This is a genomic window from Streptomyces achromogenes subsp. achromogenes, from assembly GCF_000720835.1.
GTDB classification, from domain to species: domain Bacteria; phylum Actinomycetota; class Actinomycetes; order Streptomycetales; family Streptomycetaceae; genus Streptomyces; species Streptomyces achromogenes.
In genome coordinates, this window is record NZ_JODT01000030.1 from 1 (window position 1) to 14897 (window position 14897).

15 protein-coding genes are annotated in these 14897 nt (G+C 72.9%); 1 reads left to right on the forward strand and 14 read right to left on the reverse strand.

Annotated features, from left to right (window positions below):
- From IH25_RS0127490 to IH25_RS0127555, 14 genes are all read right to left on the reverse strand, one after another.
- Positions 1-1228: lytic transglycosylase domain-containing protein (locus IH25_RS0127490; RefSeq protein ID WP_030616159.1), on the reverse strand; the 1228-nt coding region annotated here is incomplete at its 3' end.
- Between the two features lie 85 nt (positions 1229-1313).
- Complete coding sequence (locus IH25_RS0127495; RefSeq protein ID WP_030616163.1) at positions 1314-2120, reverse strand: hypothetical protein; 807 nt, start codon at positions 2118-2120, stop codon at positions 1314-1316.
- A gap of 44 nt (positions 2121-2164) precedes the next feature.
- Entirely contained in the window at positions 2165-2713 is a 549-nt protein-coding gene (locus IH25_RS0127500; RefSeq protein WP_030616166.1) for a hypothetical protein, read from the reverse strand.
- Positions 2714-2739: 26 nt separating this feature from the next.
- Entirely contained in the window at positions 2740-3513 is a 774-nt protein-coding gene (locus IH25_RS0127505; protein ID WP_245172897.1) for a hypothetical protein, read from the reverse strand.
- On the reverse strand, positions 3510-4022 hold the full coding sequence (locus tag IH25_RS0127510; protein WP_030616172.1) for a hypothetical protein: 513 nt from the start codon (positions 4020-4022) through the stop codon (positions 3510-3512). The genes IH25_RS0127505 and IH25_RS0127510 overlap by 4 nt, the downstream gene beginning before the upstream one ends.
- Positions 4019-5296, reverse strand: coding sequence for an MCE family protein (locus IH25_RS0127515; RefSeq protein ID WP_030616175.1), 1278 nt, complete (start codon positions 5294-5296; stop codon positions 4019-4021). Before IH25_RS0127515 ends, IH25_RS0127510 begins: the two co-directional genes overlap by 4 nt.
- Complete coding sequence (locus tag IH25_RS0127520; RefSeq protein WP_078844439.1) at positions 5293-6558, reverse strand: MCE family protein; 1266 nt, start codon at positions 6556-6558, stop codon at positions 5293-5295. The genes IH25_RS0127515 and IH25_RS0127520 overlap by 4 nt, the downstream gene beginning before the upstream one ends.
- A complete protein-coding gene (locus IH25_RS0127525; protein WP_030616180.1) occupies positions 6555-7577 on the reverse strand; it encodes an MCE family protein in 1023 nt (340 codons plus the stop codon). The genes IH25_RS0127520 and IH25_RS0127525 overlap by 4 nt, the downstream gene beginning before the upstream one ends.
- The gene (locus IH25_RS0127530) at positions 7574-8662 is read right to left on the reverse strand and encodes an MCE family protein (protein ID WP_030616183.1); all 1089 of its coding nucleotides are present in this window, start codon (positions 8660-8662) and stop codon (positions 7574-7576) included. Before IH25_RS0127530 ends, IH25_RS0127525 begins: the two co-directional genes overlap by 4 nt.
- Positions 8659-9717 carry an MCE family protein gene (locus IH25_RS0127535; protein ID WP_030616184.1) on the reverse strand — a complete coding sequence of 353 codons (1059 nt, stop codon included), beginning with the start codon at positions 9715-9717 and terminating at the stop codon, positions 8659-8661. Before IH25_RS0127535 ends, IH25_RS0127530 begins: the two co-directional genes overlap by 4 nt.
- Entirely contained in the window at positions 9714-10967 is a 1254-nt protein-coding gene (locus IH25_RS0127540; RefSeq protein ID WP_030616187.1) for an MCE family protein, read from the reverse strand. The genes IH25_RS0127535 and IH25_RS0127540 overlap by 4 nt, the downstream gene beginning before the upstream one ends.
- A gap of 1 nt (position 10968) precedes the next feature.
- Positions 10969-11775 (reverse strand): MlaE family ABC transporter permease, encoded by an 807-nt coding sequence (locus IH25_RS0127545; RefSeq protein ID WP_030616190.1) that lies wholly within the window; start codon positions 11773-11775, stop codon positions 10969-10971.
- 6 nt (positions 11776-11781) lie between these two features.
- Positions 11782-12546: an MlaE family ABC transporter permease gene (locus tag IH25_RS0127550; protein ID WP_030616194.1), complete on the reverse strand. Its 765-nt coding sequence runs from the start codon at positions 12544-12546 to the stop codon at positions 11782-11784.
- Complete coding sequence (locus IH25_RS0127555; protein WP_030616197.1) at positions 12543-13547, reverse strand: ABC transporter ATP-binding protein; 1005 nt, start codon at positions 13545-13547, stop codon at positions 12543-12545. Before IH25_RS0127555 ends, IH25_RS0127550 begins: the two co-directional genes overlap by 4 nt.
- 648 nt (positions 13548-14195) lie before the next feature.
- On the opposite strand from IH25_RS0127555, the gene IH25_RS0127560 reads away from it, so the two are divergent.
- Positions 14196-14831: a hypothetical protein gene (locus IH25_RS0127560; RefSeq protein WP_030616199.1), complete on the forward strand. Its 636-nt coding sequence runs from the start codon at positions 14196-14198 to the stop codon at positions 14829-14831.
- The last annotated feature ends 66 nt before the right edge of the window (positions 14832-14897 follow it).

A 14897-nucleotide genomic window follows, 5' to 3' on the forward strand; every position in this document is an offset into this window, starting at 1 on the left:
GGGTGGGGGTGGGGGTGGGGGTCGGGGTGGCGGGATCCGGGGCGCAGGGGGCCGGCTCGGTGGTCGACGGGCTCGGTTCGGCCGTCGGGTCCGGTGAGGGGGACGGCGACGGGCTGCCCGTCGGCTGCCCGCCGGGCGACCGGGAGGGCTCCGGAGTCGTCGGGGGTGTCGTCGGGGCGGAGGGGCTCGGGGCCGGGGAAGCGGGTGTCGGGGCAGGGGTCGGCGAGGGAGCGGAGGGGGACGGGCCGGGACGGGACGGCGGGGTCGGGTCCGGGCCGACGATGATGTCCCCGCCGTCGTCTCCCGCCCCGCCCCCGTCCGCCCCGCTTCCGTCCGCGCCGTCGGCGGGCTCGACCGCCGGTGTGTCGCCGCCCGCGCCGGGGCTTCGCGGCGGCACACCGGTGCCGTCCGGTACGGCGTGGACTCCCCCGCTGTAGAACTCCAGCCAGCGCCTGACCAGTTCGAGGTAGGCCCGCGAGTGGTTGTAGCCGAGGACCGCCTCGGTCAGGTCCGCGTCCCGGCCCAGGCCGCGGTCGCCCGCGCACAGGTAGCGTCCGGCCGCCAGGGCCGCGTCGAAGACGTTGTCCGGGTCGGCCCGGCCGTCGCCGTTGCCGTCCGCGCCCCAGCGGGCCCAGGTGGAGGGCAGGAACTGCATCGGGCCCACCGCGCGGTCGTAGCGCCGGTCGCCGTCGTAAGACCCTCCGTCGGTGTCTCCGATCAGGGCGAAACCACGGCCGTCCAGAGCCGGGCCGGTGATCCGGCGCGTGGTGGTGCCGTCCGGGCCGACGGCGCCGCCGCCCGCGTGGCCGGATTCGACCTTGCCGATCGCCGCGAGCAGTTCCCAGGGCAGCCGGCAACCGGGATCGGTCCGGCCGACCGAGGTCTCGGCGGCGCGGTAGGCGCGCAACACCGTTGCCGGGATGCCGGACTGGGTGCGCGTGTCCCGCAGGACGGCCGGGGAGACCACGCCGGACCGCGCGGCCAGGGGCGGCAGTTCGGTGTGGTACGAACCGTCGCCCGGCGGGACGGGTGCGGCGTACGGGGCGTCCGCGGCCGGCCGGTGTTCCCCGTCGGCCGGCGGTGCCGCGTGGGCGTCCTTCACCGGCGCGGTGAGGCCGGGTGCCTGGGAGGCGGTGAGGGCCGCCACGACCGTCACGGCGAGGGCGGTGTTCCGCAGCCCCTTGCGGGTCCGGCCGGGAAACGGGCGTCGTACGCGGCGCAAGGACATCGCTGGTGTCACTCCCGTGGTCGTCGTCGGTTTCGCGGGCGCGCGCCCGATGGCGTGGTCGGGTGGTCGGGTGGTCGCGTGGTCCTCAGCGGCCGAAGGTGTCGATGCCGGAGACGAGCCACCGCCCGTCGCGCAGTACGACGTCCACGGCGAGCATCGCTCCCGCGTACACGCCCTCGTCCTGTTTGCCGCGGGTTCCGGAGGTGCTGACGCTGCTCTGGTCGGCGTAGACCAGGACCCGGGCCCGGTCTCCGTCGATGCGTTCCACCGCGCTGTCGGTGACCTTCGTGGTGATCACCGCCTTCTGTGCGTCGGCCCGCTTGCGGACGTCGGCGAGCAGGGCGCGGTGCTGGGCGACGGCCTTCCCGGTGAGGAGGTCCCCGGTGGCCTTCCGGAGCGCGCCGGGGTCGGTGTGGTCGTAGGAGAAGAGCCGGTCGACGGCTTTGGCGGCCTGTCCCTTGATCTCGCTGGTGCGGGCGAGGTCGGTCAGGGCGGTGTTGCGCAGCGCGGGGTCGTCCCGCAGTGCCCCGGCCCTCGCGTGCGCCCAGCCGGCGAAGCCGCCGAGGAGGAGGGTGAGGGCGCACAGGAGGGCGAGGGCGGTGCGGTGGCCGGCGGCGGGCGGGGTGCCGTCCGTCGTCCGGCCCCGTGGCGTGTCCGGGGCGCTGACTGCCGTTCGCGCGGGCCGGGATCGTACGGCCGTGGCATGGGTACGGGTACGGGGTGCCGTGGGTTCGGGCGGCCCCGGCTGCTCGGACTGCTTCTGCTGCCTCTGCTGCCTCTGCTGCTTCGGCTCTTTCAGCTGTTTCGGCTGCTGCTCCGGGAAGGCGGCGGGCCGGGTGTCGCGCGACTGGCGGCGCCGCTCGCGGTTGATGTGGTGGCGGGTCGTCGACATCGTGCGGTGTCCTCTCGTGCGGGCGGCGTACGCGGGCGAAACGGTCAGCCGGCCGAGGCGCCGCCCACCGGCGCCTGTCCCAGGGCGCTGAGCCGCCACCGGCTCTTGCTGCGGGTGAGTTCACCCAGCATCCGGCTGTCCTTCTCGGTCTTCGCCCCGTCGGGCGCCTTGACGGTCACGCGCAGGGCGACCAGGACCCGGGCCCGCCCGGCACGGTCGTCGAGTTCGGTGACCGCGCCCGACAGCACCCGGGCCGTGGTGACCGTCTTCGCCGCCTTCACCTGCTCGGCGAACCGCTCACGTCCCGAGGCCAGTTGCTCGCGCAGCTCGCCGGTGGTGGACGACTCCCACAGGTCGAGACCGCGGTCCAGGTCGCGGTGGTCGAGGGTGTTGAGGTTCTGCACGGCCTGTTCCCCGGCGGCGAGCGCCTCGTCCCGCTGCGCGGCGTACGCGGCCCGGTCGTCGTGGGCCGCCGCGTACCAGTCCTCACCCGCCCACGCCGCGAAGCCCGCCGCGACGAGGGCCAGGGTGAGGGACAGGGCGGTCAGGGGCCGGGGGCGTTTCCCGGCGAGGACACGCGGGGCGCGTGGCATGAGGTTCTCCCGTCTCTCGCGCACGGTCAGCGGGCCTTGATGTCGACGATCCGCCAGCGGTCGTTCACCAGCCGCGCCGTGACGGTGAGCTGGGCGGCGGCCGTGGTGGCCTTGCCGTCACCGCGGCGGGAGGTCTGGTCGAGGAACACCAGCAGGCGCGCGCGGTCTCCGTCGAGTTCGATCACGCCGGTGCGTACGGCCTTGGTGCTGAGGGTGATCCGCTGACCGGCGAGGTCGTCGTGGATCCGGGCGAACAGCTCCCGGTACTGGCGGGCCGCGCGGCCGTCGAGCAGGGTGCGTGCGGAACGCTCGGCGGTCGTGGTGCCGTCGGGTGTGTAGGAGAAGACGCGGGCGAGGGCGTTGTCGATCTCCCCCGCGACCCGGGCGGTGGCCTCGGTGTCGGTGAGCGCGCGGTTCCGGGTGGCCTCCGCCGACCTCAGCCGGTGGGCGCCGTAGGAGAAGCCGCACCCGCCGGCGAGGAGTACGGCGACGATCCCGGCCGCCGCGACCCGGCGCGGCCGGCCACCCGGTGACCGACGGGACACACGCCCGCCCGCTTCCGCCTCCTCCCCCAGAGGCGTCGCGGGCTCCGGCCCGGAACGCGTCTCCGCCTCGGCCGGACTGCCCGCGCGCGCCCCTGTCGTCCCGGACCCGGCCGGCTCGCCCCCCGGTATCCCGGGCTCCGGCCGCGCCGCTTCCGTGGCGGGCGTATCGAACGCCGCCTCGTCGTCCGTGGAGTCGGCCGTGACGGGGCCCGTGGGCGCCGGTGCCGAGACGCGCCGGGGGCGCGTGAGTCTCATCGGTCGTCCTCCCCGTACCCGGCGAGGGGTACCGCGTTCAGGGCCCGTACCTTCCACTCCCCCGCATCCGTGCGGGTCAGCACGGCCTCCAGGCGTTTGCGGTCGGTGGCCGGGCGCTTGGTGCCCGCCGGGGTGACCTCGACGCTGACGGTGGCGATGAGCTTGGCCGTGCCGGCGCGGGCGTCGAGCGCGGTGACGGCGGCCTCGGTGACCGTGCCGCGGGCCGAGGCGCCCGCCTTCGGCTCCGTGCGGCCCAGTGCGTCGCGCAGCGGCCCGGTCGACGCGGCGCGCCAGGCTTGGATGCCCGCCTCGGCCCGCTGCCGGGTGGAGGCGTCCAGCGTGGTGAGGACGGTGACGCCCGCGCGGCCCTCGGCGAGCGCCCGGTCCCGCTGCCGGCCGTAGGCGGACGCGTCGTCGGTGCGGGCCTGCGCGTACGTCCACGCGCCGGTCCCGCAGAAGCCGACCGCCAGGGCGAGCCCGGCGCCCGCGAGCAGCCTCGCCCCCCTCACCGTGCGCTCCCGGGGCCGGGGAGCAGGAGCCCCGCCAGGTCCTTCGGCGCCGCCCCGTCCTGGCCGGGCAGGGCGAGGGCGCCGGGCAGCGGGGTGGCGGTGCCGGTCGGTGCCGCCGTCCCGCCGGAGGGCAGGGAGCCGGGCCGCGCCGGGTCGGGGACCGGGCCGCCCTTGGGCGCGTGCGCCGAGCCGCGTACGTTGTACCCGGCCGCGGCGGAGGCGGTGCACGCGGCGCCGGTGTTGAGGGCGGGCGCGGTGCCGAGGTCGAGTCCGTTGCGGTAGCGGGTGGCGCCGTAACCGGCGGTGCAGGGCAGGGGCTTGAAGAAGGTGACGGCCATGCCGAGGTTCAGCTTCCCTCCGTCGACGGCGGTGGCCCCGGCGGACACGGCCGCCGGGTACTTCACGAGCAGTTCCTCCAGGCCGCGCTGCCGGGTGACGGCGATCTCGGAGGTGGTGAGCAGGTTGGCGAGGACCACGCCGAGGCTCGGGTCGAGGTCCCGCAGGACTGCGCTGACCTGGGTGGCGGCCCCGGGCGCGGCGGCGAGCAGGCGGCGCAGGTCCGCGTCGGAGCCCTTGAGGGTGCGGGCCAGTTCCCTGGCTCCGACGGCGAAGTCCCGGATGGCGCGGGCCTCTTCGGCCTGTGTGCGCAGCACGGTCTCGCCGTCGGCGAGGAGCCGGGTGGTGGACGGCAGGTTGCGGTCGGCGGCCCGCAGGAAGGCGTCACCGCTGTCGAGCAGCGCCTGGAGATCGTCGCCGTGCCCCTCGAAGGCCTTGCCGAACTCGTCCACGACCGTGCGCAGGTCCTCCAGCGGCACGGACCGGGTCAGGTCGTCGACGCTGGCCAGTACGTCCGTGACGGGCGCGGGCACCTGGGTGTCGGACTGTTCGATCCGGGCGCCGTCGGCGAGGTAGGGGCCGCCGTCGCCGCGTGGGCGCAGGTCGATGTACTGCTCGCCGACGGCGGAGAGTCCGGCGACCACGGCACGGGCGTCGGCGGGGATGCGCGGGGCGGACTTCTTGATGCGCAGTTCGGCCACGACACCGTCCGCGGTGAGGCCGATCGGGCCGACGCGGCCCACGGAGACGCCCCGGTAGGTGACGTCGGAGTGGGTGAACAGGCCGCCGGTGCGCGGCAGGTGCACGTCGACCGTGTAGTAGTCGGCGACGCCGGCGTACCGGCCGAGGTCGGCGTAGCGGATGCCGAGGTAGGAGCAGGCGAGCACGGCGACGAGGAGGAAGGCGAGGTTCTTCAGCCGGACGGCGCGGGTGATCAACCGAGTTCACCTCCCGGCGTGGGCGCCCCGGAGCCGGCTGCGGTGGCGGCGGCGGTGGAGACGGCGGGCAGGGGCAGCGGCGAGGAGGGCGCGGGGGCGGGCCGGCGTTCCTTGCCGGTGCCTTCGCGGGCCGTCGTGCCGGGCCGCGCGCTCGCCGTCGGGGAGGGTGTGCCCTGCGGCACCAGCGGCGGGATGATCCGTGTTCCCGGTGCCGCCGTCATCTCCAGGTAGACGTTGAGGTAGTCGCCCTTGACCCCGCGCAGCACCTCGTCGGTGAACGGGTAGGTGAGCAGCACCTGGAGCGAGTCGGGCAGGTCCGTGCCCGCGTCCGCGAGGGCCTTCAGGGTGGGTGCGAGGGCTCTGAGGTCGGCGATCATGTCGTCCTTGCTCGCGTCGATGGTGGCGACGGCGACCTCGGAGAGCGTGTCGAGGGAGCGCAGCATGGTCAGCAACGAGCCGCGTTGCCGGTCGAGGGTCTTCAGTCCGGGTGAGAGGTCGGTGAGGACGGTGGCGACGTCGTCCTCGCGCTGGGCGAGGGTCGCGGAGAGCCGGTTGACCGCGTCGAGCGCGTCGGTGATGTCGCCCCGGTGGTCGTCCAGGTCGGTCACCAGGGTGTCGACCCGTTTCAGTACGGAGCGGACCTCGCCCTCACGGCCGCCGAGCGCCGAGTTCAATTCCCGGGTGATGGTCTTGAGCTGGTTGACGCCGCCGCCGTTGAGCAGCAGGGACAGCGCGCCGAACACCTCCTCGACCTCGGTGTTGCGGCTGGTGCGGGAGACCGGGATGACAGCGCCGTCCGCCAGCCTCCCGGCGCCGGTCTCCCGGGCGGGCGCCACGAGCTGGACGTACTTCTCGCCGAGCAGACTGGACTGTTCGATCCGGGCGGTGGCGTCGGCGGGCAGCCGTACCGCGCCGTTGATCTTCATGGTGACGCGGGCCGACCAGCCGTCGAGTGCGATGCCGGTGACCCGGCCGACGGCGACGTCGTTGACCTTCACCGCCGCCTGTGGCACCAGGCTGAGCACGTCGCGCAGTTCCGCGGTGACGGTGTACGGGTGGTCGCCGAGATCGGCGCCGCCGGGCAGCGGCAGTTCCTGGATGCCGTCGAAGCGCGCCACCCCGAGGGTGACCGCGCCGAGGGCCAGGGCCAGGCCGGCGGCGAGCAGTCCGCCGGCGGCGAGGCGTGCCGCGCCCCGCTTGGTGCGCGGCCGTCTCGGGACCGTCTCGGCCGCCCGGTCGGCGGGCCGGGTGAGCAGCTTCATCGCTCTCCCTTCCCGGATGCCGTGATGCCGTCCGTCGGGTACAGCGGCAGCAGCGGGCCGCCCAGGCTGATCTCGTTGAGGTTGGCCCGGCCGTCCAGGGTGCGGGTGTCGGGGTTGTAGGCGTTCACCACGTTGCCCGCGGCGAGCGGTGCCACGTCCAGGGCCTCGGCGAGCGAGGCCCGCTGCTCGACGAGCGTCCGGGTGAGCGGGACGAGCCGGTCCACGTTCTCCTTCAGCGCGCCCCGGTTGTCCTCGATGAAGGTCTTGACCTGGCCGAGGGCGGTGCCGAGTTCCTCCAGGGCGCCCGCGAGGTCGTCCTTGTTGTCGGCGAAGAAGCCGACGACCTCGGCCAGGCGTTCCTGGGCGGTGCGCACGTCGTCGTCCTTGTCCTTGAGCATGGTGGTGAAGACCTGGAGCCGGCTCAGCGTGTCGAACAGGTCGTCGCTGCTGCCGTCGAGGGTCTTGGCCGCCTTGCCGAACTGCTCGATGCTGTCGCCGATGGCCTCGCCGTTGCCGTGGAGGTTGGCCGCCCCGGTGCGCAGCAGGCCGGACAGCGCGCCGGTGGAGTTGGCGCCGTCCGGGCCGAGCGCCCGGCCGAGTTCGGTGACCGAGTCGTAGAGCTGGTCTATCTCGACGGGGGTGCGGTTGCGGGCGGCGGGCAGCACGGCGCCGTCGGCGAGGGCGGGGCCGTCCCGGTAGGCGGGGGTGAGCTGCACATACCGGTCGGAGACGACGCTCGGTGCGACGACGACGGCCCGGGCGCCGTCGGGCACCTTGACGCCCTCGTCGAGCCGGAGGCCGACCCGTACCGTGGTGCCCTGCGGCCGTACCGACTCCACCTCACCGACCCGTACGCCGAGGATCCTGAGGTCGGACCCGGCGTAGATGCCGACGGCGCGGTCGAAGTAAGCGGTGAGGCGGGTGCCGTCGGAGCCGAGGACCCGTACGGCGGCGAGCCCGGCGGCGACCAGCACCGTCAGGGCGAGCGCGCAGGCGAGGAGTGTGCGGCGGGTGCTCATCGCTGACCTTTCCCCTCGGCCGTGGTGCGCTGCTTCGGCGGCACGCAGCCGGTCGAGGGCCGGGACGTCTCGGGCAGATAGGCGCGGGGGACGACACCGCACAGATAGCTGTCGAACCAGCGGCCGTTGCCCAGGGTGTTGCCGACGAGCCGGTAGTACGGGCCGGCCAGCGCGAGGGTCTTGCCGAGCTGGGCGCTGTTCTTCTCCAGGACGGTGGTGACCCGGCCGAGCGCCTTGAGGGTGGGGCCCAGCTGCCGGTCGTTGTCGTCGACGAGACCGCCGAGCTGGGTGCCGAGGTCCCGGCTTCCCTCGAGCAGTGCCTGGATGGCGTCGCGGCGGTCGCGCAGCTCACCGAGCAGGGAGCCGCCGTCCCGCAGGAGGATCTCGAAACTGGACTTCTTGTCCTTCAGTGTCTGGGTGAACCGGGCGCTGCCGCGCAGGAGTTCGGCGAGTTCGGTGTCGCGCCGGGAGACGGACTTCGACAGCGCGGACAGGCCGTCGGCGGCTTTGCGCACATGGGGCGGGGAGTTCGCGAAGGTCTTGGAGATGGTCTCGAAGCTGTCCGCGAGCTGCCGGGTGTCGAGGGCGTCGATGGTGCCGCCGAGGTCCTGCAACGCCTGGGACACGTCGTACGGGGAGGTGGTGCGGGACAGCGGGATGCGGCTGCCGGGGTCCTGGCGGGCGGCGCCGAGCGGGTCGAGCGCCAGGTACTTGTCGCCGAGGACGGTCTTGATGGCGATGGCCGCGGTCGTCCGGTCGCCGATCCAGGCGTCCTCGACCTCGAAGCCGACCCTGACCTTGGGGCCGTCGAGGGCGACGCCGGTGACCTCCCCGACCTTCACGCCGGCGATGCGCACCTCGTCGCCCCGGTCGAGCCCGGCCGCCTCGGAGAAGTCGGCGCTGTAGGCGGTGCCGCCGCCGAACGGCAGCCGGTCCAGCCGGAGGACGAGGAGGGCGAGCAGGGCGAGGGCGAGCAGTCCGACGACGCCGACGACGCGGGGGTCCCGTTCCCTGAGCGGCGTGAAGCGCGGGCGCCGGGGCGTGCCCGGCCGGCCGGTGCCACCGCGCCGTGCGAAGGGTCTCATCCGCGGCACCTCGATTCGGTGAGCGCGATACCGGTCGGCGCCTTCGAGCCGTCGGAGGTGGTCACGTTGCTCACCCGTGCCTCGCACAGGTAGAGGTTGAACCACGATCCGTAGGAGGAGAGCCGGGCCAGGGCGGACATCTTGGCGGGGCTGCGGTCGAGGAAGTCCTCGATCTGCGGGGTGTGTCCGGCGAGGCCCGTCGACAGCCGGCCCAGTTCGCGGATGTCCTTCTTCAGGGGCGCGCGGCCGTCCTGGAGGAGCCCGGCGGTGACGGTGGTCAGCTCGCCCATGGCCTGGACGGCCTCGCCGAGGGGTTTGCGGTCGTCGTTGAAGCCGGTGACGAGGGACCGCAGGGTGGCGACCAGGTCGTCGAAGCCGGCCTCGCGTGCGTTGAGGGTGCGCAGGACGGTGCCGAGGTTCGCGACGACCTCTCCGATGACCTTGTCCTTGGCGGCGACGGTGGTGCTGAGCGAGCCGATGTGGCGGATCAGGCTGTCGACGGTGGCGCCCTCGCCCTGCAGCACCTGGACGATGGAACCGGCGAGTGCGTTGACGTCCTTCGGGGAGAGTCCTTCGAACAGCGGCTTGAACCCGTTGAAGAGCAGGGTCAGGTCCAGGGCGGGGGTGGTGCGCTCCAGCGGGATGGTGTCGCCGGGTTCGAGGGTGCCGGTGAGGTCGCCGGTGCCGCGGTCGAGGGCCAGGTAGCGCTGGCCGACCATGTTGAGGTACTTCACGGCGGCGGTGGCCGACCGCGGCAGCCGGCGGTCTGCGCGGACGGTGAAGGTGACCTGCGCGGTGCGGCGGTGGACGACCCGCACATCGGTCACCTCACCGACCTTCACCCCGGAGATCCGTACCCCGGCGCCCTCGTCCAGGCCGGTGACGTCGGTGAACAGCGCACGGTAGGTGGTGGTGCCGCCGCCGATGCCGGTGTCGGCGACGCTGAGGCCGAGCACGGCGGTGGCGAGGCCGGTCACCAGCACGAAGGCGAGCGACTTCAGCAGCGGCCCGGCCAGGGAGCGCCGCCGGGTGTGCGCGGGGTCCGGGACGGTCATCCGAGGGTCACCTCCGTGCCCCGGTAGGCCGGGCCGGCCAGCAGGCTGCTCCAGTCGGGCAGCTCGCCGGGGGACCGGCCGGCGGCGGGGGCCAGCAGTTCGTTGAGGAGGTCGTTCTCCTGCGGGGTGTTGGCCGGGCCGAGCCCCGCGCCGGTCTTCGGGTACGCCGTCACGGCGGGTTCCGCGGCGGTGCCGAGGTAGGGCACGGAGGGGCAGCGGGGGCCGCCCCCGGAGCCGTAGACCGGGGTGTCGCGGCCGGGGCGGTAGGCGCCGCGCGAGGGCACGGCGGTGACGTCGACGTGGAGGCCGGGCCGGTCGGTGCCCTTGCCGAGCGCCTTGTCCATGGCGGGCACGAACTCGGCGAGGGTGCGCAGGGTGCAGGGGAAGGACGGGGAATACTCGGCGAGCAGTTGGAGGGTGGGCCGCCCGGCAGCGCTCAGATGGATGATGTTCCGCGCGTTCTGCTGGAGGAAGGCGGTCATGTCCTCGGCCGTCCTGGTGGTGGCGCCGAAGGTGCCGGCGAGTTCGGCCTCCTGCTCGGCGAGGGTGCCGCTGGTGGTGGTGAAGTCGGTGAGCGCGGTGAGGATGTCGGGGGCGGCGTCCGCGTAGACATGGCTGACCTTCACCAGTTCCTTGAGGTCGCGGTTGAGCGTGGGCAGCTGGGGGTTGAACCGGCGCAGGTGCGCGTCGAGCCGGGTGAGGGTGGAGCCGAGCCGGTCGCCGCGGCCCTCCAGGGCCTGGGAGACGGCGGAGAGGGTGGCGGAGAGCTTGTGCGGCTGGACCGCGGTGAGCATCGGCAGCACGTGGTCGAGGACCTGCTGGAGTTCCACGGCGTTCGCGGAGCGGTCCTGCGGGATGACGGCACCGGCGGCCAGCGGCCGGGGCGAGGGACGCGCGGACGGGACGAGGGCGACGTACCGTTCGCCGAACAGCGTGGTCGGCAGCATCTGCGCGCGCACGTCGGAGGGGACCCGGCCGAGGGCGCCGGGTTTCAGGGCGAGGGTGAGCCGGGCGCCGTCGCCGGTGGCGTGGATGGCGCGGACCTCGCCGACGACGACGCCGCGCAGTTTGACCTCGGCGCCCAGGTGCATCTCGTTGCCGACGCTGCCGGTCTCGACGACCACCGGGGCGGAGTCGGTGAACTTCTTGTCGTAGACGGCGACGGCCAGCCAGATCAGCAGGGCGGGCACCAGCAGGAACACCACGCCGGCCAGGCGGCGGCGCAGCGTGTCGCCTCGTGGTCGGCTCATCTCACCCCGCCACCTTCACGGTCGTGGTCGCGCCCCACAGGGCGAGCGACAGGAAGAAGTCGGTGACGCTGATCAGCACGATGGCGTTGCGTACGGACCGGCCCACGGCGACGCCGACGCCGGCCGGGCCGCCGGTGGCGCGGTAGCCGTAGTAGCAGTGGGCGAGGATCACCATCACGCTGAAGATCAGCACCTTCAGCACGGACAGGAGCACGTCCGTCGGGGAGAGGAACAGGTTGAAGTAGTGGTCGTACGTGCCCCGGGACTGGCCGTTGAACAGGACGGTGACCAAGCGGGAGGCGACGTAGGAGGAGAGCAGGCCGATCGCGTAGAGGGGGATGATGGCGACGACCCCGGCGATGACGCGGGTGGTGACGAGGTAGGGCATGGAGCGGATGCCCATGCCTTCGAGGGCGTCGACCTCCTCGTTGATGCGCATGGCGCCGAGCTGCGCGGTGAAACCCGCGCCGACGGTCGCGGAGAGGGCGAGTCCGGCGACGAGGGGGGCGATCTCGCGGGTGTTGAAGTAGGCGGAGACGAATCCGGTGAACGCGGCGGTGCCGATCTGGTCGAGGGCCGCGTACCCCTGGAGTCCGACGACGGTCCCGGTGAACAGGGTCATCGCGATCATCACGCCGATGGTGCCGCCGATGACACCGAGCCCCCCGGTGCCGAAGGCGACCTCGGCGAGCAGACGCTGGACCTCCTTGAGGTAGCGGCGCAGGGCGCGCGGGATCCACAGCAGGGCCCGGGTGTAGAAGAGCAGGTGGTCGCCGGAGCGGTCGAGCCAGGCGAGCGGGGAGGCCATCGTGGGTCAGCCCCCCTTCGGCGGGACGATCCGGAGGTACAGGACCGTCATCACCATGTTGACGAAGAAGAGCAGGAGGAAGGTGATGACGACGGACTGGTTGACGGCGTCGCCGACCCCCTTGGGGCCGCCGCGCGGGTTGAGCCCCCGATAGGCGGCGACGATGCCCGCGATGAACCCGAAGACCAGCGCCTTGAGTTCGCTGATGTACAGGTCGGCCGGCTGGGCGAGGGAGGAGAAGCTGGACAGGTAGGCGGCGGGGGTGCCGTCCTGCATGATCACGTTGAAGAAGTAGCCGCCGAGGGTGCCGACGACGGAGACCAGGCCGTTGAGCAGGACGGCCACGCCCATGGTGGCCAGTACCCGGGGCACGACCAGGCGCTGCACGGGTGAGACGCCCATGACCTCCATGGCGTCCAGCTCTTCGCGGATCTTGCGGGAGCCCAGGTCGGCGCAGATGGCGGAGCCGCCGGCGCCGGCGATCAGCAGGGCGACGATGAGCGGGCTGGCCTGCTGGACGACGGCGAGCACGCTGGCGCCCCCGGTGAAGGACTGGGCGCCCAGTTGCCGGGTGAGCGAGCCGACCTGGAGCGCGATGACCGCGCCGAAGGGGATGGAGACGAGGGCGGCGGGCAGGATGGTGACTCCGGCGACGAACCAGAACTGCTCGACGAACTCGCGGAACTGGAAGGGCCGCCGGAAGATGGCACGGCCGACCTCGACGGCGAGCGCGAAGAGCCGCCCGGTCTGCCGCAGCGCGCCGCCGATCATGCGCCGCTCCCGGCGGCGGGGACCGGTGCGGTGGGTGTCGCGGTGCTGTCCGCGTAGGTCCGCAGGATGGCGGTGCGGGCGGCGGGGGGCAGTTGGTCGATCATGCCCAGGACGCGCTCGCGCCGCCGGGTGACGGCGCGGCGGTGCGGCAGGCCGGGCGACGGCTCCAGCTGCGGCACGATCCTGCGGGGCTCGACGGGGCGGGCGGTGTTCGCCTCGGCCGCGAGGGTGGCCGCGTCCTTCTCCTCCGACATCCCGATGGGGCCTTCGCGCCGGCCGTCGAGGAACTGGGCGACCACCGGTTCCTCGCTGGTGAGCAGCACCTCGCGCGGGCCGAAGGTGACGAGTTCGCGCCGGAAGAGCATCCCCATGTTGTCGGGCACGGTGGCGGCGATGTCGAGGTTGTGGGTGACGATCAGCATCGTCGCGTCGAGTTGCGCGTTGAGGTCGATCAGCAGCTGGGAGAGGTAGGCGGTGCGGACCGGGTCGAGGCCGGAGTCCGGTTCGTCGCAGAGGATGATCTGCGGGTCCAGCACGAGCGCGCGGGCCAGTCCGGCCCGTTTGCGCATACCGCCGCTGATCTCCCCCGGCAGTTTGCCCTCCGCGCCCAGCAGTCCGACGATCTCGATCCGCTCCATGACGATGCGGCGGATCTCGGACTCCTTCTTGCGGGTGTGTTCGCGCAACGGGAAGGCGATATTGTCGAACAGCGACATGGATCCGAACAGGGCGCCGTCCTGGAACATGAGCCCGAATAACTTGCGGGTCTCATAGATTTCCCGTTCGGGGCTGTTCACCATGTCCACTCCATTGATGAGCACACGGCCTTTCTCGGGTTTGAGCAGCCCGACGAGCGACTTCAGGAAGACGGTCTTCCCGGTGCCGGACGGCCCCAGCATGACGCTTACTTCGCCGGCCGGAAGAGTGAGTGTCACGTCCCGCCAGATGCTCTGCTTACCGAAGGACTTGGTCAGGCCTTCGACCACCACTTCGACGCCCATATCACCTCCAGCGGACGCGTCCAGGTTCCGTGTTCAAGGGGGCCGCACATCGGGTCGGTGCGCGGGCCCGCATCGGATGCGGCCCCCAACCCCCTTGGCCGTCACGGCGTTTGTCACCCCGCAGACAACCCCGCTCCGCCGCCCGTGCCTCGGCGGAGACAGGGCGGGCGGCGAGCGGAGGGCATCCCCCACGGCCGGGCCGGCCGGGGGCCGCCGACCTGGCACCGAGCACCGCACCGGCACGTTACGGCCGAGTAACCGCAGGGGGCAATACAGGGTTCCAGGTTTTCGAGGAGTCCCGGTCCGGCCATGCGAAATCTGTCACGGAGCAGACAAACCCGCCCCCGGAACTTGTTGCCGAGTGAGCAATCCCGGCGCGTGCGGGCAGGCCGGGGACATCCCCTCCCGGGCCGCCGAAGACCCCCGGCTTTGGCAGCGGATGACTAAGACCGGTTGTGGATCACTCACCCCGGAAAGAGATGGTTCCTCTTTTCAAAGAATCATGAACAACGGCATTGTTCGACGAAGTTTCCCGCCAGTAACGTCATGGTCCGCGGACGGGGAACACCGAGCCGCGGGCCGCACACCCTCGCTCGATTCGGCAGCGGCCCATCCCTGCCGTTCAACCACAAGGAGAGCCCTGACGCCATGAAGAAGCACACGAGAAGGCTCGCCGTCGTGGCGGGTGCGGCCGCGGCCGCCTTCGGTCTCACCGCCGGGCCCGCCTCGGCGGTTCCCTCCACGGTCTGGACCGTCACCCCGACGGGCAGCTACACGGCGACGAACAGCGGCAACATCGTGCTGACCGCGACCATCCCGATGACGTGTACGACCTCCAGCGCGTCCGGCAGCATGGCGAGCGCCACCGGCAACCCGGCCACGGTCGCCACCATCAGCGCCATCGGCTTCGGCACCTCGGCATCGCCGTGCACCAGCGTCCTGGGCAACGTCAGCACCGTGGCGGTCACCCCCTGGACGGTCGTCGCGCAGGACTACAACGCCTCGACCGGCGTCACCACGGGCTACGTCGGCAACGTCAAGGCCAACGTGACCGCGGGCGCGTGCAAGTTCACCGTGACGGGCAAGGCCTCGGGCACCTACACCAACTCCACGGGAGTCCTGGCGGTCAACAGCGTCGCGGGCGACCTGGCCGTCAGCTCCAACCCGGCCCCCGTCAACTGCGGCACGGTGGTCACCACCTCCACCAAGCCCACCTTCAAGGGCAACTACGTCATCAAGTCCTCCAACGGCACCATCCCGAAGATCGTCGGCTCCAACCCGTAAGGCGCCGCCGTCCGCGTCCGCCCGGCCGGTCACGCACCCCGGCCGGGCGGACGCGGACCGCCCGGC